The following is a 21,206-nucleotide window of genomic DNA, read 5'->3' as shown; positions in this document are numbered from 1 at the left end:
TCGCCGCCCCGTCGGCGAGGAGGGCTCAAGGCTCCTCCTCGCGGACGGCCGTCGCAGGGGCTTCGGCTCTCAGCCAGAGGGATGAGAGGACCGGAAGCACGATCAGGGTCAGCACGGTGGCTGTCGTCAGACCGCCGATGACGACGGTGGCTAGGGGCTTCTGGACCTCCGAGCCCGGGCCATAGGCGAAGGCCATCGGCACGAAGCCGAGAACGGCCACCAGCGCCGTGGTCAGGACGGCCCGCAGCCGTGCGACCGCGCCCTCGAGCGCCGCGCGCGATGGCGCCAGACCCTCCTGGAGCCGCCCGCGGATGGCCTGCATCAAGACGAGCCCGTTGAGGGTGGCCACGCCCGACACCGCGATGAAGCCCACCGCCGCGGTGATCGACATCGGCATCCCCCGAAGCGCCAGCGCCAGGGCGCCGCCGACCAGAGCCAGCGGGACGCCGGCGAAGACGAGCAGGGCGTCCTTCCACGAGCGCAGGGCCAGGACTAGCAGCACGGCGATGGTCAGGAAGACGGCCGGAACGATCAGGGCCAGCCGACGCGACGCCCGTTCCAGGTTCTCGAACTGTCCGCCCCAGGCGACCCAGCCGCCCGGCGGCGGCTGGACCCCGGCGCCCACCCGGGCCTGGGCTTCGGAGACGAACCCGCCCAGATCGCGGCCCCGCACATTGACCTGGACGATCATCCGCCGCTTGCCGTTGGAGCGGCTGATCTGGTTCGGCCCTTCGGCGGCGTCGAACCTGGCCACCGAAGAGAGGGGCGTCGTCGGCGCGCCCGCCTCGGCCTCCTCCGGCATCACCGGCAGCTGCATCATGACGAGCGGATCGTCGCGGAGGTCGTCGTCGAGACGGACGACCACGTCGAAGCGGCGGTCGCCTTCATAGACCTGGCCCGCCGCGCGGCCGGCGAAGGCGATGGCCAGGGCGTCGGCCGCGTCGGAGGCGTGGATGCCGAGAGACGCCGCAGCCGTGCGGTCGACGCTGGCGGTGAGCGTCGGCTGCCCGGTCACCTGCTCCACGCGGATGTCGGCCGCCCCTTCGATCCGCCCGAGGATCGCCGCCACCTGCTGCGCGGTCCTGTCCATCTCCTCGAAGTCGTCGCCATAGACCATCACGGCGACGTCGGAGCGCACGCCGGCGATGAGCTCGTTGAACCGCATCTCGATCGGCTGTGTGAACTCGAAGTTCTGGCCGATCTGGCCGGAGAGCCTCTCCTCCAGGCGCGCGACGAGCTCGGCCTTCGGCAGCCGGGGATCGGGCCACAGCGGGCGGTCCTTCAGGATCACGAAGGTGTCCGATATCGAGGGCGGCATCGGATCGGAGGCGACCTCCGCCGTCCCGGTCCGCGTGAAGACGTGCGCCACCTCGGGCGTCTCCAGGAGGGCGCGCTCGACCTGGAACTGCATGGCCTGGCTCTGTTCGAGCGAGGTGGACGGCAGGCGTATGGCCTGGACGAGCAGGTCCCCCTCATCGAGCTGGGGCACGAATTCGCGGCCCAAGGAGGCGAAGGCCAGGAGGCCGGCCAGGAGCGCCACCGCGGCGCCGACCAGCACCGACCGGGGCCGCGCCAGGGCGCCTTCCATCAGCGGGCGGTAGCGAGCCTGGGCGGCGCGGGCCAGCCGCGTCTCCTCGTGCCCGCCCTTCGGTTCGCGGACGAGCAGCGCCGCCATGGCGGGCACGAAGGTGAAGCTGAGCACGAAGGCCCCGAGCAGGGCGAACATCACCGTCCCGGCCATCGGGCCGAACATCTTGCCTTCGACGCCCTCGAACATCAGCAGCGGGGCGTAGACCAGCAGGATGATGGCCTGACCGAAGGCGGCGGGGCGTGCCATCTCGCGTGCGGCGGCCGCCGCGACCTCCAGCCGTTCGGCCAGGGTCAGGGCGCGCCCGGCCTGGGCGCGACGAAGCGCCAGCCGACGCAGTGTGTTCTCGATCACCACCACGGCGCCGTCGACGATCAGCCCGAAGTCCAGGGCGCCCAGGCTGAGCAGGTTGGCGCTGATCCCGAACCGGTTCATGGCGCTGGCGGCGAACAGGAAGCTGAGCGGGATGACGAGCGCCGTGATCAGGGCCGCCCGGACGTTTCCGAGCGCGAAGAACAGCACGACGATCACCAGCAGCGCGCCAAGCGCGAGGTTGTGCTCGACCGTCCGGATCGTCGCTTCGACCAGTTCGGTGCGATCCAGCACCGGCCGGATGGCCACGCCAGGCGGCAGGCTCGCGGCCAGAGCCTCCAGCCGTTCGCCCGTCCGGCGGGCCACATCGCGCGAGTTTTCCCCCTGCAGCATGAGGGCGGTGCCGATCACCGTCTCCCGGCCGTCGGCGCTGGCCGAGCCGAGGCGCGGGGCGCGGCCGATCTCGACCGTCGCGACGTCGGACACCCGGACGACCTGTCCGCTCCGGTTGAGGATGGGCGTGGTGGCCAGTTCCTCCAGGGTTCGGATCCGCGCGTCGGCGCGCACGATGTAGGCTTCGCCGGCCCGACTGACATAGCCTGCGCCGGCGATGCGGTTGGCATGTTCCAGGGCCTCGACCAGCTGCGCCAGGCCGACGCCATAGGCGGCCAGACGCGCGGGATCGGGATGAACCGCGTACTCCTTGACGTAGCCGCCGATCACATCGACGCCGGCGACGCCGGGCACGGTCAGCAACTGGGGCCGGATGATCCAGTCCTGAACCGTGCGCAGATAGGTCGCCTTCTCGGCGTCGGTCACCAGCCGCTCGCCTTCCGGGGTGACATAGGCCGCGCCGGAACGGGCCGCCGGGCCTTCGAACTCGAGCGTCCAGATGAAGACCTCGCCGAGGCCGGTCACCACCGGGCCCATGGAGGGCGCTAACCCGGCGGGCAGGTCCGCCGCCGCCACCTGGATGCGTTCGTTGACCAGGTTGCGGGCGAAATAGATGTCGGTGCGGTCGCTGAAGACGGCCGTGATCTGCGAAAAGCCGTGGCGGGAGAGCGAGCGCGTCTCCGACAGGCCCGGCAGGCCGGCCAGGGCGGTTTCCAGGGGGAAGGTGACCTGCCGCTCGACCTCCTCCGGACCCAGCGCCGGGGCGACGGTGGTCACCTGGACCTGGCGGTTGGTGATGTCGGGCACCGCGTCGATCGGCAGACGCAGAAGTTCGCGAAGGCCGAAGGCCGCGAAGGCGATCGCCAGGACGACGATCAGCCAGCGGAAGCGCACAGAGGCGTCGATGATGGAAGCCAGCATGATCAGTGCGCGTGCTCCACATCGCCCCGGCCGAGCTCGGCCTTGAGCAGGAAGGCGTTGCGGGCGGCGATCCGCTCGTCGCCCCGGAGGCCGGACACGATCTCCACGCGCCCGCCGGAGCTCGCGCCCGGCGTCACGGGTCTGGCGCTGAACCCGTCGCCGTCGAAGACGAACACCGAAGGCGCGCCGTCCAGGGTCTGGAGCGCGTCCTGCGGGACGGAGAGGACGCCGCCGGTCCCCGAGGTCAGCCGGGCGGACATGACGGCGCCGACCGGGGGAAGCCCCTCTTCGCTCCGGGCGCGGATCAGGGCGACGCCCGCGGTGTCCGCCGGGGCGACGGCGGTCACGACCGCGGAAAGCGTCCGGCCGCCGGGGGCCGTGGCCGAAAGGCGATCGCCGACGCCGATGCGGTGGGCGTATTGCGGCGGCGCCTGGAAGGCGAGCTCCACCTGCCGCGCGTCGGACACCGAGGCCACCTGAAGCGCCTCCTCGTGCAGCACCTGGCCCGGCGCGACGCTGACCGCCGTCACCACGCCGGCGATCGGGGTGCGGATCTGCAGGAGCCCGTCGGAATCGGGGGCGCCATAGGTCTGCGCCCGCGCCCGCGCCGCACGCAGTTCGGCTTCGGCCCGGCGGGCCTCGGCCACCGTCACCTCGAGCCGGGAGGCCGCAATCCAGCCGTCGGCGAAGAGAGCGCGGTCGCGCCGCTCGGCGGCCCGGGCGGCGATCGCCCCGGCTTCGGCGGCGTCGACCTCCGAGCGAGACGCCGCCCCTTCTGCGCTGCGGATCGTGGCGAGCGCCGCGCCCTTGGCGACCCGGTCGCCGGGCCCGACCCGGACGGCGACCACCACCCCGGCCACAGGCGCATCGACAGCGGCCTCGGCGCCCGGAGACAGGACCACCCGTCCCGGCAGGGTCGCCAGGTCCCCTGCGGCGCGCGTGGGCGAGTCGATGACGATGCCCAGTCGCTCCGCCTCTTCCGCCGAGAGCGGCACATGGAGGGCCTCGCCCTCGTCCGCATGAGGGTCGGCGGGCGCCTCGGACTCGGCGGGGGGCGCCCCGGCGGCGGGCAGGGTCCATCGCGCCAGGCCAAAGCCGCCGGCGGCGGCGAGCAGGAGGGCGGCGGCGCCGCCCAGCAGACGGCGCCGGTCGAAGGGCGCAGGGCCGGCCGCATCGGGCCGGCGATGAGATGAGAACATCGGAAAGGTCCCAGAGAGTTTTCAATGACGGGGGCCGCGCGCAATGCGCGGTTCGTCAGGCTCTGGGAGGTCGGGTCAGGCTCTCGGGCGGAGTCGAGCGGAGGCAGGCCGCCGGCGGCGGGCTGAGCCGCGCCGAAGCTCTGGCCATGGATGTCTGCTCAGAGCTCGCTTGCGGCGGCGTCGCGGGCGAGTGGCAATGGCCATGCGCACAGCCATGCGCCGCGGCAGGGCGACCGCTCTCTTCACCCGTCGAATGGACGTGGGCGGTGACCCCCGTCTCTGCCAAAGCGGCCGGCCCCAGCGCCTCGGGCGCACAGGCGACCGCCTCCGCCACCGGTGAAAAGGCGAAGAGCGCGGCCATCATGAGGATGAGCGCGGCGAGGACGTGCGAACTCTGAAAGGGGCGCGGCACGATTGCGCCTATAGCACAGACGCAGAAACCTCGAACAGCGCCCCCTCAGCAAAACGCCGCCGCCAAGTCGCGTTCGGGGGAGGAGGATGAGGGCGCAGCCGAGGTCGGGGCGAGCCGGTTGCGTCCCGGGCGAGCAGCCAAGGCCAGTCAACGCCGCGGACGCTCACACCAACGAAAAAGGGCCGGCTTCCGCCGACCCTTTCGCAATCTCTCAGGCCTCAGCCCCTCAGCCTCACGCCGCCGGCTGAACGCCAGCTTCGGAGAGCCATTCGAGGATCTTCTGCTTGGGCATGGCGCCGACCTTCATCGAGGACATCTGGCCGTCCTTGAAAAGCATCATGGTCGGGATGCCGCGCACGCCGTAGCGCGAGGGGGTGGTCGGGCTGTCTTCGATGTTCAGCTTGGCGATGGTCACCTGGCCCGCCAGCTCGGCGGCGATCTGCTCCAGCGCCGGGGCGATCTGCTTGCAGGGGCCGCACCATTCGGCCCAGAAGTCCACAAGGACGGGGCGCTGGGCCTGCAGGACATCGGCCTCGAAGGAATCGTCGGTGACGGTGACGGTGCTCATGGAAAGCTCCCTATGCGTGCCGGCCAGGAACGCGGCCCGCCGCTTCTCGATCCGCCGATTTAGGGGCGGGACGTCCCTGTATCAACTCTTGGACCCAAGCTCGGCAAGCGCCTTGGCCCTCAGGAATTCTGGCACGGCCATCAGCTTCGGCCCGTCGGTCCAGACGATGGCCGCCTCGATGGCGCGCCCGGGGAAGACCTCGGCCAGCACGGCGGCGTAGAGGGCCATCTGGCGGATATAGGCCGGGTCGGCGTCTTCGATCCGGTCCGGCGAGGGCCGATTGGTCTTGAAGTCGGCCACCAGGACGCGGTCCGGCCGCACCACCAGCCGGTCGATGCGGCCGGAGATGGAGAGGCCCGCCGGCAGGGCCGCGGCCGTGCCGGCGATGGCCACCTCCGCCCGGCCGTCGGCGGCGAAGACCTCGGAAAACTGCGGGTCGGAGAGCACGCCCAGCGCGGCGGCCGCCATCTCCGCGCGCTGGTCGGCGCTCACGTCCGGCTCGCGGGCCAGGATGTCGGCGGCGGCGCTTGCGCGGGCGTCGAGGGCGAGGTCGGGCAGGATCTGCAGGAGGCGGTGGATCAGCTCCCCCCGGCGGAAGCGCCCCAGCCCGCCCACGCGGGCGAGCGGCGAGGGCGCCAGCGGCGCCTCGGCTTCGCCCAAGTCGGAGGGCGAGGCGAAGCGGGCCAGGGGGTCGGTCGCCGCATCGTGCGCCGTCCAGTCCGGCAGGGGGCTTTCCGCCGCGCCCGCCTCGGCTGCGCCGGCGCCCAGGGCCTGCGGATCGGGCCCATAGCGGGTGGCGATGACATCGCCGCAGGCGGCCTCGCGCAGGTGGGGGGCGATGTCGGCGTGGGCGAAGCCCGCCTGAATGGCGCTCCACCACCCCTTCAGGTTCTCTTCCTTGCCCTTGGCGGCGATGCGGCCGCACAGCACCAGCCGGTCGCGGGCGCGGGTGAGCGCCACATAGAGCAGGCGATAGGCCTCCTCCTCGGCCTTCTGCTCGCGAAGGGCGCGGGCCTTGCCCGAGGCCTCGCAGTCGTTCGTCTTCGAGCCGCACCAGAGGAAGCCGCCGTCCTCGGTTTCCAGCAGGGGCGAACCGCGGCCGAGATTGGACAGCGTCGTCTCCGGCAGGAAGACGATGGGCGCCTCCAGCCCCTTGGCGCCGTGGGCGGTCATGACGCGCACCTCGTCGCGGGCGGCCTCCATCTCGCGCTTGACGGTGATGGAGAGCCCCGCCAGCGCATCGGCCAGGCATTCCAGGTCGCAGACCCCGCGCCGCTCGGCCGCCTGCACCTGGGCCAGGAATTCGTCCAGCGCGTCCTCGGCCTCGCCGCCCAGCCGCTCGACGATGCGACGGCGGATGGAGGCGCCCCCGCCGTCGCGCCAGCCCAGGAGCTGGCCGTAGAATTCGAAGGGCCGCAGCCGCCCGGCCGCCTCCCGCGCTCGCGTCAGGAAGAACAGAGCCGCGGCCCAGGCCGGCTGTTCGGCCGCGCCGGCCTGCAGGGCGGCCCACAGGTCGCGGGGCCGGCGGTCGCGGGCGATGGCGTAGAGGTCCTCGTCCGACAGCCCGCAGAAGGGGCTCTTCAGCAGGGCCGCCAGCGTCAGCTCGTCGCCGGGGAAGAGGCAGAAGCGGGCGAGCGCCAGGAGGTCGTCGAAGACGATATGCTCCGACAGCGCCAGCCGGTCGGCGCCGGCCACCGGAACCCCGCGCCGTTTCAGCGCCCGCAGGATGTCCTCGAACAGGGCCTTGCGCCGGCGCACCAGGATCAGCACGTCGCCGAACCGGGCCGGCCGCCAGGCGCCGCGGGTCCCGTCGGGTGCGTCCAGGTCCTTGTCGAACACCGCATCGCCCCGGGCGACCAGGGCCTCGATCTCGCAGGCGATGGCCTCGGCCAGGCGGCGGTTGGCGCTGCCCTCGCCCTCGACGTCCAGCGGCGCGTCCCAGGCCTCGCGCACCTCGCCCTCCGGCTCGCGGAAGAGGGGCCAGAGGTCGACGCAGCCGCGGTGGTCGCGGCGCATGGGGATGTGGCGCACGGCCTCCTCGCCGCGGGCGGGCGGCACGCCGGCCCGGGTCTCCGGCGCGGCGAAGACCGCATCGACGAAACGCAGCACCTCGACCGTCGAGCGCCAGGAGGCGGCCAGCGGCACCGAGCGCGCGACCGCCCCGGAGGCTGCGATGCGTTCGAGATAGCCTTCCGTCTCCAGGCGCAGGCGTTCGGGCGCGGCACCCTGGAAGGAATAGATGGACTGCTTCTCGTCGCCGACCACGAAGAGGCTGCGGAGCTGCTCGCGCTCGCGGCCTTCGCCTGAGAAGAATTCGGCGGTGAGCGCCGAGAGGATGGCCCACTGTTCCGGCGCGGTGTCCTGCGCCTCGTCCACCAGGATGTGGTCGATGCCGCCGTCGAGCTTGTAGAGCACCCAGGCGGCCATGGGCCGCTCGGCGACCAGCGCGCGGGTCTTCTCGATCAGGTCGGAGAAGTCGAGCGCGCCGGCGGCGGCCTTCTCCTGCTCGAAGGCGGTGAGGTAGGCCTCCGCCAGAACCAGGGCGAAGGCGCTCTCCCAGGCGACGGTCGCGGCGCGAACCGCCTCGCGCGCGGCGGCCAGCCGCTCCTGCTCGGCCAGCAGGGCCTCGCGCAGGGCCTCGGCGGCCTTGAAGGCGCTCGTCTTGGCGACCCAGGTCGCCGGCGTCCCCTGGCCGCCCTGGGTGAAGAGGGCGGAAAGCGCAGTCTCCAGGGCGGCGTCCGGATCGGCGGCCACGGCGGCGAGGCTCGCCGCGCACTCCTGATCCTTCTTACCCCCCAGAGCGAGCGCCTCGGCGGCGCCGCGCCAGAGGCCGCGGTCCAGCGCCGCCATGGCCTGTCGCGCCACCGTGTCCGGATCGGTCTCGCCCTTGAAGCCGCACCTGTCCCAGATCCACCCCAGGGCCCCGTTGAGCCCGCCCTCGCGCGCCAGGAAGGCCGCGATCGCCCCGCGCCGGGCCTCGAAGGTGGCGAACATCTGCTGGAACGAGCGGAAGTCGAGGCTGGTGGAGAGCCGCGCATAGGCCTGGGCGACCGCGCCTTCGCCGGTCAGGGCATGGCGCGCCACCCCGCGGCGGGCGGCGTCGGCGATCAGCGCCGCGTCGGCGTCGTCCATCACCCGGAAGGCGGGCGAGACGCCGGCCTCCAGCGGAAAGCGCCGCAGCAGCTTCTCGCAGAAGGCGTGGATGGTCTGGATCTTCAGGCCGCCCGGCGTCTCCAGGGCGCGGGCGAAGAGGGCGCGCGCGGCCGACAGCTCGGCGCGGTCGTAGGACTCGGCCGGTCGTCCCTCCAGCTTGGCGAGCGCGGCGCGCAAGGCGGCGTCGTCGCACACCGACCAGCCGCCCAGCAGGTCGAAGAGCCGCCGCTGCATCTCGGCCGCGGCGGCCTTGGTGTAGGTGACGCAGAGGATGGCGGCCGGCGCGGCCCCCGACAGCAGCAGGCGCGCCACCCGGTCGATCAGGGTCTTGGTCTTGCCCGAACCGGCGTTGGCGGTGACGAAGGCCGAGAGCTTGGGGTCGGCGGCGGTGCGCTGCGGATCGGCGCCGCCGGGAAAGGCGATCACGCTCATTCCTCGCCCTCCTCGCCGCTGGTCGACCATTCGAAGACCCGGGCCAGGTGGCCGTAGTCGCCGGCATGGTCGTGCACGAACTGCGGCGCCGTGCGCGACAGGTAGGGGCGCTCGGGGTCTTCGTACTGCTCCAGCAGGCGGACGGCGCCGGCCAGGGCCCGCTCGGCGGCGTCGAGGGAGTCCGCGCCGGCGTTACCCCGCGTCTCCACCCGGCCGGCCGGCCGCCGCCCGGTGACCTGCAGGTAGAGGAGATCGCCCGGCGGCCTCGCCGGGATGCCGGCGAAGCCGCCGCGGGCGACGATGGCGGCGGTGAGCGTCAGCTGGGGCGAGAAGCCGGTCTCCACCATCTTCTTCGACGGGGCCTGGCCGGTCTTGTAGTCGAGGATGTGGGCGAAGCCGTCCGGACCCGTCTCGATGCGGTCGGCCTTGGCGGTGAGGGTGAAGTCGCGCCCGCCGGCGCGGACCACGATCTGGCCGCCCTGCTCCACATGGATGTCGCGCCCGTCGGCGCGGCGCTCGGCCTCCAGCGCCACCACCCATTCGGCGGCCTCGCGGGCGAGCGCCGCCTCGCGCGCCAGGGATTCCGGCGGGGCGCCGGCCTCCACGAGGGCCTCCAGATAGAGGCGGGCGAATTCGCGCGGCGCGTCCGGCGGCAGGGCCTTGGGCCAGTCGGTGGCGAACCGCTCGAAGGCGGCGTGGATGGCCGTGCCGCGGGCGCGCGCCTCCACCGGCTCGTCGGGCCGGTCGAGCGCATAGAGCTTGAGGATGTCGCGGGCCCAGACGGCGTAGGGATCGCGCGTCAGGGCCTCGATCCGCGTCACCGCCAGCTTCGTGGGCCGGTCGGCCACGGGCGGGACCGGCGCGGGCCGGGCGATGGGGGCGTAGGTCTCCGCCGCATCCAGCCGCCGGGCCCAGTCCAGCAGCTCGGGCCGGCCGGGCAGGGGGTCGAGGTCGGCGCCGCGCGCCAGGGTCTCCAGCCGCCACAGCCAGCGCGACTTCACCGCCGGCTGGCCCTCGCGCCGCTCCGAATGCAGCAGGACGACGTCGGGCGCGCAGGCGGCCTGGGCGAAGTCGTGGGCGGCCAGGCCGACCCGGCGCTCGGGCGGCGGCAGGCCGAGCCGCTCGCGCATGGGCCGCGACAGGAAGGGATCGAGCGGCGCGCCCTGGGGCCAGACGCCTTCTTCCAGGCCCGCCACCACCAGCCGGTCGGCGCGGACCAGGCGGGCCTCGATGGCGCCCAGGATGCGCAGCCGCGGGTGGGTCGCCCCGCCGGCGCGCACCGTCTCCTCGCCCATCAGGCGGACCAGCAGGTCGGAAAAGCCGCGCGGCGTCACCGGCGGCAGAGCCCCGGCCTCGGCGATCAGCCCCGACAGGAGCTGGGACATGGCCTCGCCGCCCTGGCCGCCCCACAGCCGCCCGGGGCTTCCCGCGCCGTCGGCGGCGAGCGCCTCCATCGCCTGGGCCAGCGCCTCGGCGCGCAGGGCCGCCGGCGCCGGCTCGCTCATGTCGGTCAGCGGCAGGAGCGCCGTGCGCAGGGCCAGGACGAGCCCCGCCGCCCCGGACCGGCGGCCTTCGTCCTCGATCTTCTCGGCCAGCCGGCGCGTCAGCGCCGCCCAGTCGGCGGGCCTGGGCCCCCGCAGGCCGTGGCGCTCCAGGTCGGCCAGCCGCCCCTCCAGGGCCTCGCGGCTCTCGCCCAGGCGCACCAGGGGATGCTTGAGCACGCCCAGCATCATCACCGGGTTCAGGGGCTCGGCGGCGAGCTTGGCGATCTCGCCGGCCAGCACGCCGACGGGACAGGCCGAGAGCGGCGCGCCGACCGAGGAATCGGGGACGACGCCCCAGCGCGCGAGCTTCAGCGAGACCCGGCGGGCGAGGTTCTGGTCGGGCGTCACGAGGGCGCCGGTGGCGCCCGGCGTCTCCAGGGTTTCGCGCAGCAGCAGGGCCGCGGCGGTCGCGGCCTCCTCCTCGCTGCGCGCCGTGACCACCGACAGGCCCTTCAGCCCCTCGGCGATGGGGTCGACCCCTTCCTCGGCGCCTTCGGCGCGCAGGGCGTGGATGACGTTCAGCCAGTCGGCCGTGTCCTCGGCCGGGCGCAGGGCCTCGTTGACGATGCGCCGCCGCCAGCGGCCCTGGGACTGGAAGGGGCGCGAGGCCGGCCAGGTCTCCACGTCCTCGCGGGTGATGCGGGCCCGCAGCAGCAGGCGGCGCATGGCGCCCTGCGGATGCTGCTCGTCCACATTGGACCAGGCCTCGCCCGCCAGGCTCTCGTCGAGGCCGGGCAGGACGACGCAGCCCTGCGGCGCCTCGGCGATGACGCGCAGGAGGTCGGCGGTGGCCGGCGCCGTGCCCGTCGAGCCCGCCGCCACCAGCACGCCCTGCGGCGGCCGGGCGCTCCACTGGTCGGCCAGGGCGCGCAGCAGGCGCACGCGGCGCGCGCTGATGTCGACCACGCCCAGGGTCCTCAGCCGCTCGGGCCAGGCGGCCAGGGCCGTCTCCAGGAAGTCGCGGCTGACCTGCCAGTGCTCGGCCAGCTCCGCCTCCACCAGGTCGGTCAGGGCGGCCGTGGCGTCGACCTCCTCGATCTGCAGGCTGTCGAGGAAGCCGCCGAGCGCGTCGGCGAGCTCCAGGGCCGCGGAGGCGTCCAGCTCGCGGCGCAGCAGGCCCTCGTGCGTCTTGACCAGCCGGGTCAGCTCCAGCCGGCGGCGCAGGGGCTCGATGGCGGCGGGCAGGCGGGCGGCCAGCTCGCCGGGCTCGAAGGGCGACTCGCCGGCGTCCAGGTCGCCCAGCGGCCGGATCTGCGGCGGCAGGACGGCGCGCCCCCCGGCGGCGGCGAGGAAGGCGTCGGCCAGGGCCCGCGCGCCGCGGCGGGTGGGCGTCAGGACGACGGCCTGGGACAGCGCCTCCGGCCCGCCGTCGGCCAAGGCGTCGAAAAGGCCCTGCGCCAGGTCGCGCACGAAGGGACGGTGCGCCGGGATGTTGAACCAGCGCGGGGCGGGACCGGCGAAGAGGTCGGCCCCGGTCACGGGGCCAGCTTCGCCTCGGCCGCCTCCCGGGCGGCCGGGTCGCCGACATGCATCCAGAAGGCGTCCATCACCGCCCCGTGCAGGCGGCCCTTTTCGGCCAGCGCCTTCCAGATCGGCACGATGGAGAAGGCCTCCTCACGCACGTCGTCCAGGATCTGGGGCTTGAGGATCTGGAAGCCGACATTGGCGTAGGGCGTCGGCGGCTCGGGCGCGGCCGAGTGGGTCAGCCGCCCTTCGTCGTCGCGGAAGAAGCCCTGCGGCCCTTCGAAGCCCAGCCCGTGGCCGCGCGGGACGAGCAGCAGCAGGACGTCCATCCGTTCCGGGTCCCAGGCGGCCTTCAGCGTCTCCAGCGGCGGGGTCGCGCCGCCGGTCCACAGGGAGTCGATATTGGCCACCAGGATGGGGTCCTCGCCCAGCAGGGCGCGCGCCTTGGCGATGCCGCCGCCGGAATCCAAGAGGGCGGCCCGCTCGTCGCTGATCCTGATGCGGATGTCGTCGCGGCGCGCCAGGTGGGCCACCATCTGGTCGGCGAAGTGGTGGATGTTGACCACGGCGGTTTCGACGCCCGCCTCCACCAGCCGGTCCAGCACATGGTCGATGAGCGCCTTGCCGCCCACCTCGACCAGCGGCTTGGGCCTGTGGTCGGTCAGCGGCCGCATGCGGGTGCCGAGCCCCGCGGCCATGACCATGGCGGTCTTGGGGGCGTCGCTCACCGCCGCGCCTCGGCCGGCACGTGACGGTCGAACCAGGCCTTGATGGGCTTAAGCTCCGGCGCCTGCAGGCAGCGGTTCAGATAGCGCCAGGTCCTGGGCATGAAGGCCTCGTAGCGCGGACGGCCGTATCCGGCCACCTGGCGGGCGAAGATGAAGAGGATGCGGGCGGAGTTGAGCGCGCCGAGCGCCCGGTAGTCGGCCAGGAAGGTCTCCCGGTCCAGGTCGTCGCGCTGGGCGAGGTAGCGCTCCAGGGCCGCGGTCTCCCGCTCGGCCGAGACGTCGCGGCGGGCGTCGTGCAGCAGCATGGAGAAGTCCCAGGCCGGATGGGCGCGGACGGCGTCCTGGAAGTCCAGCAGGCCGACGCGCGCCACATCCTTGCGCAGGGGCAGCCACAGCAGGTTCTCGGCGTGGTAGTCGCGGTGGCAGAAGACGCGGGCCTCGGCCTCGCCGCGGGCGCGGATGGGCGCCCACAGGTCCTCCCACTCGGCGACGGCGTCTTCGGAGAAGGGCGGCAGGCCGGCGTACTTCGGCCACCATTCGAGGAACATCTCCCCGCCGGTGCGCAGGGCCAGGTCGTCATAGGTCAGCAGCGGCCAGGAGGCGCCCTGCGCCACCAGGACCGGCGGCGGGCTCGCCCGATGCAGCTGCGCCAGGACATCGACGGCGGCCTCGTAGAGCGGCGCCTCGTCCGTGCCGCCCTCGATCAGGCGCGCATAGAGGTCGTCCCCCAGGTCCTCGAGCACGGCCAGGCCCTCGCCCGCCTCGTGGGCGACGATCTCGGGCGCGGAGAAGCCCTGGCCGCGCAGCCATTCGGCCGTGGCCACGAAGGCGTCTACGCGGCCGGCGGCGAGCCTGGCCATCGCATTGTAGCCGGCCAGACGCCGCTGGTCGGGGGTGGCTTCGGGCGGGCAGGGCGCGCTTTCGACCGGCGGCTGATCCATGAAGATCAGGCTGGCCTTCCCCGGGCGCTTCAGGCGCTCGTACCGACGGGTGGAGGCGTCGCCGGCCAGCGGCACGCGCTCGGCGTCCGCCAGGCCGTGCCGGGCCAGAAACTCGGCCTTCTGGCCTTCACGATCCGAACTCAATCGCACGTCCTTCCCAGGCGCCGTGGGGGATCAGCCGAACGCGGCGCGCCTCCCCGTCCAGAGCGATCTCTATATCCAAGCGGTGGGGGGGAAGGCGACCCTCCAGGCGCTGCGGCCATTCGACTATGGCCGCGCCCTCGTCCAGCGCCTCGTCCAGGCCGATCTCATAGGCCTCGTCGGGGTCGGAGAGCCGGTACAGGTCGAAGTGGGCGATGGGCAGCCCCTCGCCTTCATAGAACTGGACGAGGGTGAAGGTCGGGCTCGGCACGTCCTCGTCGGGCGTGGTCCGGGCGCGGATCAGCGCGCGGGCGAGCGTCGACTTGCCGGCCCCCAGAGGCCCGGTCAGGCAGATGGCCTCCCCCGGCTGCAGGGCCTTGGCCAGGGCCGCGCCCAGGCGCTGGGTGGCGGCCTCGTCGTCCAGGCGGAAGTCGCCCTCGGCGGCCACGATCATGCGAAGGGCCGGTCCGGATCGGCGGGCAGGGCGCGTTCCACATAGGCCTTCAGCGCCTCGGTGGCGGCCTGGGCCTCCCCCGCCAGGGCCTCGGGCGGGATGAGGGGCCCCAGCGTCAGCGAGAACCGCCGCCCGCGCTTGTTCAGCAGCTCGTGGAAAAGGGTGATGTCGCGCAGTTCGGCCGAGAAGCGGTTGAAGAAGTGGAAGAGGGTCGACCAGGGCCCGGCCATGTGCAGCGGCGCCACCGGCGCGTCGAACTTGCGGGCGATGGAGACGGCGCTGGGCATCCAGGCCGGATCGGCCAGGGTTCCGTCCGGCCCGCGGCGGGCCAGGCGGCCGGCCGGGAAGATCACCAGGGCGCGCTCGGCCTCCATGGCCTCGCGGGTCAGCTGGAGCGTCAGCCGCGTGCGCTCGCGGGTGCGCTTCTCCTCGACCCATTCGACCGGGATCAGCACGTCCTGGAATCCCGGCGAGACGCGGTGGGCGTCGGAATTGGCGTAGAAGCAGAGGTCGGGCCGCAGGTGCTTGAAAGCATCATAGACCGCGACCCCGTCGGCGATGCCGGTGGGATGGTTGGCGATCACGACGCAGCGCCCCGTCCGCGGCAGGCGGTCCAGGTTCTGCACGTGCAGCTTCACGTCCAGCAGGCGCGAGACCGTCTCCAGCGCGTCGGCGCCGGGCAGGGGGGCGATGGCGTCGGCCATCCGGCGCGCCTTGCCGTAGTCCAGCAGACCGTAGAGGGCCGGGCGCAGCAGGGGCCAGGCCGGGTGGCCGGTCAGGTTCGGCGCGCGCTCGGCGATCAGCACGTCCACCACGTGGTCGTGGCGGCTGCGGGCGGCGCTGAGGATGTCCGTGGACGAAGCGATCGTCATTGCCACGCCAGAATGCGCCCGCGCCCATATCCTGGGCAAGCGCTAGGCGCGGTCGTCGCGTGCGCCTACAACTTCTCCCATGCGTGAGATCCATCACTTCATCGCCGGCAGGAGCCAGGCCGGAACCTCGGGCCGCTTCGGCGACGTCTTCGATCCCAACCTCGGCGAGGTCCAGGCGCGCGTGGCGCTCGCTTCGCCGCAGGAGCTGGACGCCGCCGTCCAGGCCGCGCTGGCCGCCCAGCCGGCCTGGGCCGCGGTCAATCCGCAACGCCGCGCCCGCGTCATGTTCGCCTTCAAGCGGCTCGTCGAGGCGCGCATGGACGAACTGGCCGCCCTGCTCTCCTCCGAACACGGCAAGGTCATCGCCGATTCCAAGGGCGACGTGCAGCGCGGCCTGGAGGTGATCGAGTTCGCCTGCGGCATCCCGCACGCGCTCAAGGGCGAATACACCGAGGGCGCGGGCCCCGGCATCGACGTCTATTCCATGCGCCAGCCTCTGGGCGTGGCGGCGGGAATCACGCCGTTCAACTTCCCGGCCATGATCCCGATGTGGATGTTCGGCGTGGCGGTCGCCGTCGGCAACGCCTTCATCCTCAAGCCCTCGGAGAAGGACCCCAGCGTGCCGGTGCGGCTGGCCGAACTCTTCATGGAGGCCGGCGCGGAAGCCGGGATCGACGTGGCCGGCGTGCTGAACGTCGTCCACGGGGACAAGGCGGCGGTGGACGCCATCCTGACCCATCCGGACATCGCCGCGGTCAGCTTCGTCGGCTCTTCCGACATCGCCCATTACGTCTATTCCACGGCCGCGGCGCACGGAAAGCGCGTCCAGGCCATGGGCGGGGCCAAGAACCACGGCATCCTCCTCCCCGACGCCGATCTGGAGGCGGCCGCCAACGACATCCTGGGCGCGGCCTACGGCTCGGCCGGCGAACGCTGCATGGCCCTGCCGGTGGCCGTGCCGGTCGGGGCCAAGACCGCCGAGGCCTTCCGCGAACTCATGACGGCCAAGATCGAGACGCTGAAGGTCGGGGTCTCCAGCGACGCGGAGGCGCAGTACGGGCCGGTCGTCAGCGCGGCCCATCGGCAGCGGGTGACGGACTACATCCGGATGGGCGTCGACGAAGGCGCCGAACTGGTGGTCGACGGCCGTGACTTCCGCCTGCAGGGCCATGAGACGGGCTTCTTCATCGGGCCGTCCCTGTTCGACCGGGTGACGCCGCAGATGCGGTCCTATCAGGAGGAGATCTTCGGTCCCGTCCTGCAGATCGTGCGGGCGGAGACCTTCGAGGAGGCGCTGGCCCTGCCCTCGCAGCACGCCTACGGCAACGGGGTGGCCATCTTCACCCGCAACGGCCGCGCGGCACGGGAATTCGCATCCCGCGTGAACGTCGGCATGGTCGGGATCAACGTGCCGATCCCGGTGCCGGTGGCCTATCACAGCTTCGGCGGCTGGAAACGCAGCGCCTTCGGCGACGCCAACCAGCACGGCATGGAGGGCGTCCGCTTCTACACCAAGGTCAAGACGGTGACGGCGCGCTGGCCGGAGGGCGCTTCGGAGGACCAAGCCTTCGTCATCCCGACCATGCGATAGTCCGGCTGAACCGCTCGGCCCGCCGGCGGTTAAGCTTTCGACGAAACGGCGAGGAGCAGGACAGCGACATGAAGAACTTCAAGCTTTGGGCGGCCCTCGCCCTCGTGGTGCTCGTCGTCGGCGGCGGCCTCTTCGCCTACTGGAACTTCGAGTTGCGCTGGCGGCCGACCACGGTGGAGAAGAACCAGGAGGAGATCGCGGCCCTGCTCGAGAGCGCCGGCTGGGTCTCGCCGGGGGGCGAGGGGCGGCCGCTCTACATGGTCGCCCATCGCGATTGCGCCGACTGCCTGCGCTTCATGGCCGAGCAGTTCCCGGACCTGCAGGCGGCCGGCGTCGACACCCGCGTCATCATGGTCGCGCGCCCCGACGTGAACGCCCTGTCCCAGTCCACGCCCATGGAGCGATCGACCGTGGCCGAACTCTGGCTGAGCCGCGACTGGGACCTGCTGCAGCGCTGGCGCGCGGTTCCCGCCGCCCAGTGGGACGCGCCGGGCATCCGTCCCGCCGACGGGGATCCGGCCCGCAGCGCCGTGGTCGAGGCGAGCCGCCGGTTCCTCGCCGAGCTCGAGCCGCTGATGGCCGGCAACGGCGTGGACCTCGGCTACCCCCTGCTCGTCTGGTGGGACGAGGCCGATCAGATGACGGCCTGCGTCTGCCAGCGCCGCGAGAGCTACGCCGACCTGCGTCAGGACTTCGGCCTGCCCGCCGAGAGCGACACGCCCCTCGTGCCCGATGGCGAGGAGGACGCCGGACGCATGACGGCCCCGGAAGAGGCTTCCGAGGCCGCCATCTAGCTCCGCGCGCGCCTTAGAGCCCGCCGGAATTGATCTCCTTGTTCCGCGCCCGGGTCTTGGCGCCCTGGCCGCGCTCGGCCTCGGTCTTCTCGCCCCACTTGGTGTGGTTGGACGAATGGACCGCGCCCTCCCGCGCCTCGCCCCAGTCGGCCTGCGGGTTGTCGTCCTCGCCCGTGTCGTGGATGTCCACATTGGCCGGGGTGCCGGCGCCGAGCGCGCCGCGTGCGTCGTGCCGGTCGGCGGCGTTGCGCTCCGGATAGCGGCCGCGGTCGCGCCCGGCCGTGCCGTCGTCGCGGTCGCCGGCCGGGGCCGGCGGCTTGGGCGCCGTCACGTCCGCATTGCGGTCGGGGTCGTGCTGCCCGGAGAGCTCACGCTGGCCCACGCCGCCGCCCTGCTGGCGGGTGCGGTTGGCGTCGGTCGTGTCGGGATCGAAATTGCGGGGCTCGTCGGCCATGTCCGTTCTCCTTGTCCTGCATTGGAGTGTTGCAAGGACAACCCAGGGGCAGCCTGGCCGTTCCTAAGGCCCCGCCTGAGCTGGGTGATTGTGATCGCCGCTTCGTCAGGCTAGGGCGAGCGCCATGACGTCCGCGCTCGAAGCCGCCTATCGCGCCCGCCTGGAGCGCGGCGAGATCCGCCCCGACCCGGCCCAGGCCGCCGCCCTTCCGGTGCTCGCGCGCCTCGAGGCCGACCTCGCGGCCTCCGAGCCCTCGGGCCTGCTGGCCCGCTTCCGCAGGCCGGAAAGCCAGACCGGCGTCTACCTCTGGGGCCCGGTGGGACGGGGGAAGTCCATGCTGATGGACCTCTTCTTCGAGACCGCGCCGGCGGCCAAGAAGCGGCGCACCCACTTCCACGTCTTCATGGGCGAGGTTCACCGCCTGATCGACGCCTGGCGGAAGGGCGACGCCGCGGCCCGCAAGGCCCGCTTCGGCCAGCACCGCGGGGACGACCCCATCCCGCCGGTGGCCGACGTGGTGGCCGGCGAGGCGCGCCTGCTCTGCTTCGACGAGTTCCAGGTCACCGACATCGCCGACGCCATGATTCTGGGACGGCTGTTCGAGGCGCTGTTCGAGCGGGGCGTGACGCTGGTGGCCACCTCCAACCGCGTACCCGAGGCGCTCTACAAGGACGGCATCAACCGCCAGCTCTTCCTGCCCTTCATCGATCTCCTGAAGGCCAAGACCGAGGTGGTGGCCGTGGCCGGGGCCCACGACTACCGCCTGGACCGCCTGCGCGCCGCCGGCGTCTGGTTCTCGCCGGTCGACAAGGACCACGAGCGGGTCTTCGACGCCCTGTGGGCCGACATGCTGGACGGCGACGAGGAGCTGGGCGAGACGCTGGAGGTGCTGGGCCGCAAGATCCACCTGCCGCACGCCACGGGCGGCCTCCTGCGCGCCACCTTCGCCAGCCTCTGCGGCGTGGCGCTCGGTCCCAACGACTATCTGGCCCTGGCCGAGCGCTTCCACACCGTCTTCCTCGAGCGGGTCCCGAGGCTTTCGCCGGCCCGGCGGGAGGAGGCGCGCCGCTTCGTCACCCTGATCGACGCCCTCTACGAGGCCCGGGCCAAGCTGATCGTGCTGGCCGAGGCCGAGCCGACGGAGCTCTATCCGTCGGGAGACGGCGCCTTCGAGTTCGAGCGCACCGCCTCCCGCCTGCAGGAGATGCGCTCCGCCGACTGGCTCGCGGACCGGGGATAGCGCGCGGCGCCGAAGGCGCGATTTTTTGAACCACGAAGGACACGAAGAGCACGAAGGCGCCGTGCGCAGGGCCGCTTTGTGTCCTTTGTGATCTTCGTGGTTGAATCCTAACTCCCCCTGCGCGGGGTCACGCAGTCCGCAGGCTGTCCACCAGCTGGCGGGCCACGGGGCGCAGGTCGTCCAGGCTGCGGGCGCAGATCTTCAGTTCGCGCACCGCCCAGTCGTCGGTGAGCGCGACGATGGCGAGCTTCATGGTGCAGACCGCACGGGCCGCCGTGGTTTCCGGCACGACGCCCACGCCGACGCCGCATTCCACCAGCCGGCAGACCGCGTCGAAACTGCGCAGCTGGACGCGAAGCCGCAGGCGCTTGCCCTCGCGCGCCGCCCGCGCGGCCAGGAAGCGCTGCAGGGAGCTGGCGCGGTCGAGGCCCACCAGGTCGTAGTCGAGGACCTCGCCGAAGCTTGCGCGCAGGTTCTGGGCCAGCGGATGGTCGGGCGCGGTCACGACCACGAAGCGGTCGGTGCGGAACGGATAGGTCTCCAGCGCCCCCACATCCACGGTGCCGGCGACGATGCCGAGGTCGGCCGCGCCCTCGGCCACCAGGCCCACGATCTCGTCGGACAGCCGCTCCTCCAGGTCGACGCTCACCTGCGGGTGATCGGCCAGGAAGGAGGACAGCGCCTCCGGCAGGAACTCGGTCAGGGCGTTGGTGTTGGCCAGGACGCGGACCTCGCCGGCGCCGCTCTCGGCGATGGCCGACAGCTCGTCCTGCATGCGCGCGCTCTGCTCCAGCAGGCTTCGCGCATGCTTGAGGAGCAGCTGGCCCGCCGGCGTGGGCGAGACGCCCTGGCGCGAACGCGTCAGCAGGGCGGCCCCCAGCGACTGCTCCATCGCGCGGATGCGCGTGGAGGCGGCGGCGAGCGCGAGCGCGCTGCGCTCGGCGCCGCGGGTGATCGAGCCCGCCTCCACCACGTCGCAGAAGAGCCTCAAATCCGTAAGGTCGAACCGCATCCTTCGTCTCCCGCGAAGGAAGGCTACAGGAAAGACGGATTGTCAGGGAGGTGGTTTCGGCCGAACTTCCGCCTTTGCGAAGGTCCGTGCGCCGTGAGGGCATTGGGCGGCGCCTTCGTTTGACACCCGGGGTCGGCGGCGTAAAAGCGGCCGCACACGCATGCAGGGCAAGAGGGAGCGGCTGCGAATCCATGTCGGACGCCACGCGGACCATTCGAGAACGACCTACCGCGCCGCACCTTCAGGTCTGGCGCTGGCACATCACCATGGCGACCTCCATCCTGCACCGGATGACGGGCGTGGCGCTCTATGTGGGCGCGCTGATCCTGGCGGGCTGGGCCATGTGCCTGGCGGCCGGCCCTGAGGCCTATGGGACCTTCATGGACCTGATGGGCTCGCCGCTCGGCAAGCTCGTCCTCTTCGGCCTGTCCTTCTCGGTCTTCTTCCATCTGGCCAAGGGCGTCCAGCACCTGGTCTGGGACATGGGCGTGGCCCTGCGGGTCCCGGCGGCGAACGCCGGCGCGGTGGCCACCATCGCCTTCGCCGTCGTCGCCACGGCCGTGGTCTGGATCATCGCCGCCATGACGGGAGCGCTCTGATGGCCGATTTCCGCACTCCGCTGTCGCGCGCCCGGGGCCTGGGCGCCTCGCACCACGGCGTCAGCCACTGGATCGCCGAGCGCGTGACCTCGGTCGCGCTCGTGCCGCTCGTCCTCTGGGGCGTCTTCGCCGTCCTGCGACTGGCGCGCAGCGATTACGAGATGGCCGTGGCGTGGCTGTCCTCGCCGCTGAACGCCGTGCTGCTCGCCTTGCTGACGGTGATCAGCTTCCACCACATGCATGCGGGCATGCGGGTCGTGGTCGAGGACTACATCCACAAGCGCATCTCCAAGGCGGGCCTGCTGCTGCTCAACCTCTTCGTCTGCGCGCTGTTCGGCGCGCTCGCCCTCTTCTCCATCCTGAAGGTCGCCCTCACGGGCGGAGCTTACTGAGC

General features: G+C 72.7%; 16 protein-coding genes. 5 read left to right on the top strand and 11 right to left on the bottom strand.

The annotated features are described in order from the left end of the window. Nucleotides 1–25: 25 nt before the first annotated feature. The 9 genes from H2041_RS08135 to H2041_RS08095 all read right to left on the bottom strand — a co-directional run bounded on the left by H2041_RS08135 (nucleotide 26) and on the right by H2041_RS08095 (nucleotide 15,122). On the bottom strand, nucleotides 26–3,214 hold the full coding sequence (locus tag H2041_RS08135) for a CusA/CzcA family heavy metal efflux RND transporter (protein WP_293411458.1): 3,189 nt from the start codon (nucleotides 3,212–3,214) through the stop codon (nucleotides 26–28). 2 nt (nucleotides 3,215–3,216) lie between these two features. Next, nucleotides 3,217–4,413 (bottom strand): efflux RND transporter periplasmic adaptor subunit, encoded by a 1,197-nt coding sequence (locus H2041_RS08130; protein WP_293411455.1) that lies wholly within the window; start codon nucleotides 4,411–4,413, stop codon nucleotides 3,217–3,219. Between the two features lie 644 nt (nucleotides 4,414–5,057). After that, nucleotides 5,058–5,393, bottom strand: coding sequence for a thioredoxin (gene trxA, locus H2041_RS08125; RefSeq protein WP_293411453.1), 336 nt, complete (start codon nucleotides 5,391–5,393; stop codon nucleotides 5,058–5,060). A gap of 81 nt (nucleotides 5,394–5,474) precedes the next feature. Continuing rightward, nucleotides 5,475–8,978, bottom strand: coding sequence for a double-strand break repair helicase AddA (gene addA / locus H2041_RS08120; protein ID WP_293411451.1), 3,504 nt, complete (start codon nucleotides 8,976–8,978; stop codon nucleotides 5,475–5,477). Next, on the bottom strand, nucleotides 8,975–12,001 hold the full coding sequence (addB, locus tag H2041_RS08115) for a double-strand break repair protein AddB (protein WP_293411449.1): 3,027 nt from the start codon (nucleotides 11,999–12,001) through the stop codon (nucleotides 8,975–8,977). Before addB ends, addA begins: the two co-directional genes overlap by 4 nt. Beyond that, nucleotides 11,998–12,714 carry a nucleotidyltransferase family protein gene (locus H2041_RS08110; protein WP_293411447.1) on the bottom strand — a complete coding sequence of 239 codons (717 nt, stop codon included), beginning with the start codon at nucleotides 12,712–12,714 and terminating at the stop codon, nucleotides 11,998–12,000. Before H2041_RS08110 ends, addB begins: the two co-directional genes overlap by 4 nt. Further along, complete coding sequence (gene amgK, locus H2041_RS08105) at nucleotides 12,711–13,805, bottom strand: N-acetylmuramate/N-acetylglucosamine kinase AmgK (RefSeq protein ID WP_293411444.1); 1,095 nt, start codon at nucleotides 13,803–13,805, stop codon at nucleotides 12,711–12,713. Before amgK ends, H2041_RS08110 begins: the two co-directional genes overlap by 4 nt. Then, the gene (gene tsaE / locus H2041_RS08100) at nucleotides 13,783–14,250 is read right to left on the bottom strand and encodes a tRNA (adenosine(37)-N6)-threonylcarbamoyltransferase complex ATPase subunit type 1 TsaE (RefSeq protein ID WP_293411442.1); all 468 of its coding nucleotides are present in this window, start codon (nucleotides 14,248–14,250) and stop codon (nucleotides 13,783–13,785) included. The genes amgK and tsaE overlap by 23 nt, the downstream gene beginning before the upstream one ends. After that, nucleotides 14,247–15,122 carry a GNAT family N-acetyltransferase gene (locus H2041_RS08095; RefSeq protein WP_293411439.1) on the bottom strand — a complete coding sequence of 292 codons (876 nt, stop codon included), beginning with the start codon at nucleotides 15,120–15,122 and terminating at the stop codon, nucleotides 14,247–14,249. Before H2041_RS08095 ends, tsaE begins: the two co-directional genes overlap by 4 nt. Before the next feature lie 79 nt (nucleotides 15,123–15,201). On the opposite strand from H2041_RS08095, the gene H2041_RS08090 reads away from it, so the two are divergent. Next, on the top strand, nucleotides 15,202–16,713 hold the full coding sequence (locus tag H2041_RS08090; RefSeq protein ID WP_293411437.1) for a CoA-acylating methylmalonate-semialdehyde dehydrogenase: 1,512 nt from the start codon (nucleotides 15,202–15,204) through the stop codon (nucleotides 16,711–16,713). Between the two features lie 68 nt (nucleotides 16,714–16,781). Next, nucleotides 16,782–17,507: a hypothetical protein gene (locus tag H2041_RS08085; RefSeq protein ID WP_293411434.1), complete on the top strand. Its 726-nt coding sequence runs from the start codon at nucleotides 16,782–16,784 to the stop codon at nucleotides 17,505–17,507. Nucleotides 17,508–17,520: 13 nt separating this feature from the next. Here H2041_RS08085 and H2041_RS08080 read toward each other — a convergent pair whose 3' ends face one another. After that, nucleotides 17,521–17,961 carry a hypothetical protein gene (locus H2041_RS08080; protein WP_293411431.1) on the bottom strand — a complete coding sequence of 147 codons (441 nt, stop codon included), beginning with the start codon at nucleotides 17,959–17,961 and terminating at the stop codon, nucleotides 17,521–17,523. A gap of 124 nt (nucleotides 17,962–18,085) precedes the next feature. Between H2041_RS08080 and zapE the strand changes: the two genes are divergently transcribed. Further along, on the top strand, nucleotides 18,086–19,201 hold the full coding sequence (gene zapE / locus H2041_RS08075; protein WP_293411428.1) for a cell division protein ZapE: 1,116 nt from the start codon (nucleotides 18,086–18,088) through the stop codon (nucleotides 19,199–19,201). 127 nt (nucleotides 19,202–19,328) lie between these two features. Here the strand turns inward: zapE and H2041_RS08070 are convergent, their stop codons facing one another. After that, nucleotides 19,329–20,213 (bottom strand): LysR substrate-binding domain-containing protein, encoded by an 885-nt coding sequence (locus H2041_RS08070; RefSeq protein ID WP_293411425.1) that lies wholly within the window; start codon nucleotides 20,211–20,213, stop codon nucleotides 19,329–19,331. A 191-nt stretch (nucleotides 20,214–20,404) separates the two neighbouring features. On the opposite strand from H2041_RS08070, the gene sdhC reads away from it, so the two are divergent. Beyond that, on the top strand, nucleotides 20,405–20,812 hold the full coding sequence (gene sdhC / locus H2041_RS08065) for a succinate dehydrogenase, cytochrome b556 subunit (RefSeq protein ID WP_293411422.1): 408 nt from the start codon (nucleotides 20,405–20,407) through the stop codon (nucleotides 20,810–20,812). Continuing rightward, nucleotides 20,812–21,204 (top strand): succinate dehydrogenase, hydrophobic membrane anchor protein, encoded by a 393-nt coding sequence (sdhD, locus tag H2041_RS08060; protein WP_293411420.1) that lies wholly within the window; start codon nucleotides 20,812–20,814, stop codon nucleotides 21,202–21,204. Before sdhC ends, sdhD begins: the two co-directional genes overlap by 1 nt. The last annotated feature ends 2 nt before the right edge of the window (nucleotides 21,205–21,206 follow it).

The sequence above is a fragment of the Phenylobacterium sp. genome (assembly GCF_013911965.1).
Taxonomy (GTDB): domain Bacteria; phylum Pseudomonadota; class Alphaproteobacteria; order Caulobacterales; family Caulobacteraceae; genus Phenylobacterium.
The sequence above is the reverse complement of the archived record's forward strand: the minus strand, read 5'-3'. Positions and strand labels throughout refer to the sequence as shown.

Bases quoted from the DNA above. Each gene is read 5' to 3' on its own strand.
- H2041_RS08135 (WP_293411458.1), bottom strand. From the start codon at position 3,214: ATGCTGGCTTCCATCATCGACGCCTCTGTGCGCTTCCGCTGGCTGATC.
- H2041_RS08130 (WP_293411455.1), bottom strand. From the start codon at position 4,413: ATGTTCTCATCTCATCGCCGGCCCGATGCGGCCGGCCCTGCGCCCTTC.
- tsaE (WP_293411442.1), bottom strand. From the start codon at position 14,250: ATGATCGTGGCCGCCGAGGGCGACTTCCGCCTGGACGACGAGGCCGCC.
- sdhD (WP_293411420.1), top strand. From the start codon at position 20,812: ATGGCCGATTTCCGCACTCCGCTGTCGCGCGCCCGGGGCCTGGGCGCC.
- zapE (WP_293411428.1), top strand. From the start codon at position 18,086: ATGACGTCCGCGCTCGAAGCCGCCTATCGCGCCCGCCTGGAGCGCGGC.
- H2041_RS08090 (WP_293411437.1), top strand. From the start codon at position 15,202: ATGCGTGAGATCCATCACTTCATCGCCGGCAGGAGCCAGGCCGGAACC.
- addA (WP_293411451.1), bottom strand. From the start codon at position 8,978: ATGAGCGTGATCGCCTTTCCCGGCGGCGCCGATCCGCAGCGCACCGCC.
- H2041_RS08070 (WP_293411425.1), bottom strand. From the start codon at position 20,213: ATGCGGTTCGACCTTACGGATTTGAGGCTCTTCTGCGACGTGGTGGAG.
- H2041_RS08080 (WP_293411431.1), bottom strand. From the start codon at position 17,961: ATGGCCGACGAGCCCCGCAATTTCGATCCCGACACGACCGACGCCAAC.
- trxA (WP_293411453.1), bottom strand. From the start codon at position 5,393: ATGAGCACCGTCACCGTCACCGACGATTCCTTCGAGGCCGATGTCCTG.
- H2041_RS08095 (WP_293411439.1), bottom strand. From the start codon at position 15,122: ATGACGATCGCTTCGTCCACGGACATCCTCAGCGCCGCCCGCAGCCGC.
- sdhC (WP_293411422.1), top strand. From the start codon at position 20,405: ATGTCGGACGCCACGCGGACCATTCGAGAACGACCTACCGCGCCGCAC.
- H2041_RS08085 (WP_293411434.1), top strand. From the start codon at position 16,782: ATGAAGAACTTCAAGCTTTGGGCGGCCCTCGCCCTCGTGGTGCTCGTC.